This is a genomic window from Streptomyces sp. TRM64462 (assembly GCF_013362995.1).
Lineage (GTDB): Bacteria > Actinomycetota > Actinomycetes > Streptomycetales > Streptomycetaceae > Streptomyces.
The window spans coordinates 1-294 of the sequence record NZ_JABWDV010000047.1 but is presented as its reverse complement, the minus strand read 5'-3'; the positions used below and the strand labels follow the sequence as shown (position 1 = coordinate 294).

General features: G+C 81.3%; 1 pseudogene. It reads right to left on the bottom strand.

The features are described from left to right. Positions 1-52: 52 nt before the first annotated feature. Positions 53-294, bottom strand: a pseudogene (locus tag HTZ82_RS02275) (hypothetical protein); the annotation flags it as partial.

Below are 294 nucleotides of genomic sequence, written 5' to 3'. Positions count from 1 at the left end.
CCCACCAGACGCAGCCACGTCGCCGCGCGGCCGGGCGCCGCCGTCACCGCAGGTCCACCGGGCCGATGCCGAGCAGCTCGGCCAGGTGGTCGTAGCAGGTGCGGCCCCGCGCCATTGCGCCGCGCGCCCCCGCCGCGGCCAGGGAGCGCGGCGGCCCGGCGGACGGCGTCCCCGTGTGCGCGGCCAGGTCCTCGACGAGCTGCGCCACGCGCGCGCCGGCGAGCCGTACGTACCGGTGCCCGCCCCGCCGCTCCTCGGCGGTCTCGTCGGCCGGCAGTGCCGCGAACGCGGCGA